Annotated in this window: 2 protein-coding genes; both read right to left on the reverse strand. The window is 73.0% G+C overall.

Annotation, left to right across the window (positions count from 1 at the left end; genetic code table 11):
• Positions 1–275: beta-ketoacyl synthase N-terminal-like domain-containing protein (locus AC0B61_RS37050; RefSeq protein ID WP_471746924.1), on the reverse strand; the 275-nt coding region annotated here is incomplete at its 3' end.
• 48 nt (positions 276–323) lie between these two features.
• Positions 324–3,084: type I polyketide synthase (locus tag AC0B61_RS37055; protein WP_471746926.1), on the reverse strand; the 2,761-nt coding region annotated here is incomplete at its 5' end.

A 3,084-nucleotide genomic window follows, 5' to 3' on the forward strand; every position in this document is an offset into this window, starting at 1 on the left:
CGGGTGATCGAGCCGCCGGGGCGGTTGGGGTCGAGGATTCCGGCCAGGTCCCAGCCGCGGTCCTGCGGGAACCCCGAAATCGCGTCACCACCGGAGGACAGCAGGTTCCAGAGCGATTCCGGGGAGTTCACCCCACCGGGGAAGCGGCAGGCCATCGCGACGACGGCGATCGGCTCGCGGGCGCGGCCCTCCACTTCCGACAGACGCTCCCGCGTCTGCTGTAGGTCAGCGGTGACCCGCTTCAGATACCCGAAGAGCTTTTCCTCCTGCGCCATCGCGCACCACCCCTGCTTTATTTCGAACGAACGGTAACGGGAACTGGGTTAGAGGTTGCGATCGATGAAGTCCATCAATTCGTCCGCCGTGGTGGCCTCGTCGAGATCGGCGGTGTGCGGTCCGCTCTCGTCGTGAGGTCCGCTCTCGGTGCCGCGCCGCTTCCATTCGGAGAGCAGGCGTTCGAGGCGATCGGCGACGTACGCGTGGTCGGTGTCCTCCCCGGCCACGGTGAGCAGCGTTTCCAGGCGGTCCAACTCGACCGGCAACGGGTCGGCGGCGCCGGGCAACTCGCCGTCCAGGAAGGCGGCCAGCGAGTCCGGTGACGGGTGGTCGAACGCGACGGTGGCCGACAGCTCGATCCCGGTGAGCGCGGTGAGCCGGTTGCGCAACTCGACCGCGGTGAGCGAGTCGAAACCCAGATCACTGAAGCTCCTACGGATCCCGACCGACGCCGCCGAGGCATGGCCGAGAGTGGCCGCGACCTCGGCGCGCACCACGTCGGCCAACAGCTGCCGGCGTGCCTCGCCGCTGAGTCCGGCCACCCGCTCCCGCAGGGACTCGACCGTGCGCCGGGTCCGCTGCGGTTCCGGGGCGCCGACGAAGCCGCGCAGCACGGCGGGCAGCTCCGCCGCAGCGGCGCGCAGCGCGCCGCGGTCGAGGAGCAGCGGGACGACCACGGCGTCCTGCGACGCGAGCGCCGCGTCGAACATCGCCAAGCCCTGGTCCTCCTGGATCGCCACGAGACCGGAGCGGGTCAGCCGGCCCAGGTCGGTCTCGCCGAGCTTGCCCGCCATGCCGTCCGTGACGTCCCACAGGCCCCACGCCAGGGACACCCCGGCCAGTCCCTGCGCCTGCCGGACGGCGGCCAGCGCGTCCAGGAACCCGTTGGCCGCGGCGTAGTTCGCCTGACCTGCCGAACCCAGGACGCCGGCGGCCGAGGAGAACAGCACGAATGCGGAGAGGTCCATCCCACGCGTCAGTTCGTGGAGGTGCCAGGCCCCGACGGCCTTCGGACCGAAGACGGTCCGCAGCCGTTCTCCGGACTGCCGAGTGAGGGTCGCGTCATCGACCGTGCCCGCGCAGTGCACGACCGCGGACAGCGGCCACTGCGACGGTATCGCGGTCAGCACCTCGGCGAGCGCGCGGCGATCGGTCACGTCACAGGCGGCGAACTCCACCTCGGCGCCGAGGCCGCGCAGTCGGGCGGCCAGCGCTTCGGAGCCGGGCGTCGCTTCGCCGTGCCGGGTGATCAGCAGGAGGCGCCGGACACCGTGCGTCTCGACCAGGTGCCGGGCGACCCTGCGGCCCAGCGCACCGCTCGCCCCGGTCAGCAGGACCGTGCCCGGACGCCAGGGCGAGTTCGCGTCCGTCGGTGCCCCGCGCACGAGGCGTGGCACGGACGCGCCCTCGGCGCTCAGCATGATCTGCGGTTCACCCGAGGCGACCGCGGCGGCCGACGGCTCCTTCCCGTCGACCAGGACCACCCGGCCCGGGTGCTCGACCTGGGCCGAGCGCACCAGCCCCCACACCGCGGCGGCGGACAGGCGCTGTCCGGGGTCCTCGCTGGTGAGGCCGTCGGTCACCACGACCAGGCGGGAACGCGTGCCGGCCTGGCGGGCGAGCCACTCCTGCACGGATCCGAGGGCGGCCTCGGCCGTCACCCGGGCGGTCTCGGCCGCGTCCGTCGAGGCGGACTGCCCCGCGACGATCCGCACCACGTCGGTGTCGGCGGGGAAGTCGGCCACCGCGGGCAGCACGACCGGCTGCCACTCGACGCGGAGGAGCGAAGCCCGTCCCGGCCGGCCGGCCGGGACGGTGACCGGCCGACCGACCAGCGACGAGATCGAGGCGACGAGGGCACCGGAAGGATCGGCGAGGTCCAGCGAGACCTCGTCCGGGCCGCGGCGGACCATGCGGACGACCAGCCGGTCACCCGCGCGGCCGTGCAGCGTGACTCCGGACCAGGAGAACGGCAGGTTCGCCTGCCCGGGGTCCGCGTCGACCGCGGTGATGTGCAGGGCGGAGTCGAACAGCGCCGGGTGCACGGCGTGGTCGCCGGCGTCGCCGTCCCACCGGACCTCGGCGTACAGCTCGTCGCCGCGCCGCCACACGGCCTGCAGGCCGCGGAACGACGGACCGTAGCCGATGCCGGCCTCCGCCATCCGGTCGTAGAAGCCGCTGACGTCCTCCGCCGTGGCGTCGACGGGCGGCCAGTGCACCGGATCCTCCGGGTGGGCACCGGAATCGGCCGCCAGTACGCCCGCGCAGTGCCTCGTCCACGGTTCGTCGGGATCGGCGTCCTCCGGCCGCGCGTACACCGCGACGGCGCGGCGCCCCTCCACCGGCTCGTCGACCTCGACCCGTACCTGGACGCCGCCTGTCGCGGCGATCACCAACGGCACTTCCATGGCCAGTTCGGCCAGCCGGGGGTGGCCACTGCGCCGGCCCGCGTGCAGGACCAGGTCCAGGAAGCCCGTGCCGGGGAACACCACCGTGCCGTGGACGGAGTGGTCGGCGAGCCACGGCAGCGCGGCGAGAGCCACCCGGCCCGTGAACAGCATCCGACCGGACGACGGAATGGTCACCGATGCCCGGAGGATCGGATGGTCCGCGCTGTCCAGACCTGCCGCCCCGAGGTCGACCGCATCGGACGGCCGGTTGTCGAGCCAGTAGCGGGTGTGTTGGAAGGGGTAGGTGGGGAGGGGGGTGGGTCGGGGTTTGGTGTGGTGGTAGTAGGTGTGCCAGTTGGGTGGGGTGCCGTGGGTGGTGAGGTGGGCGAGGGCGGTGGTGATGGTGTGGTTTTCGGGT

The sequence above is a fragment of the Kitasatospora sp. NPDC023385 genome, assembly GCF_055664045.1.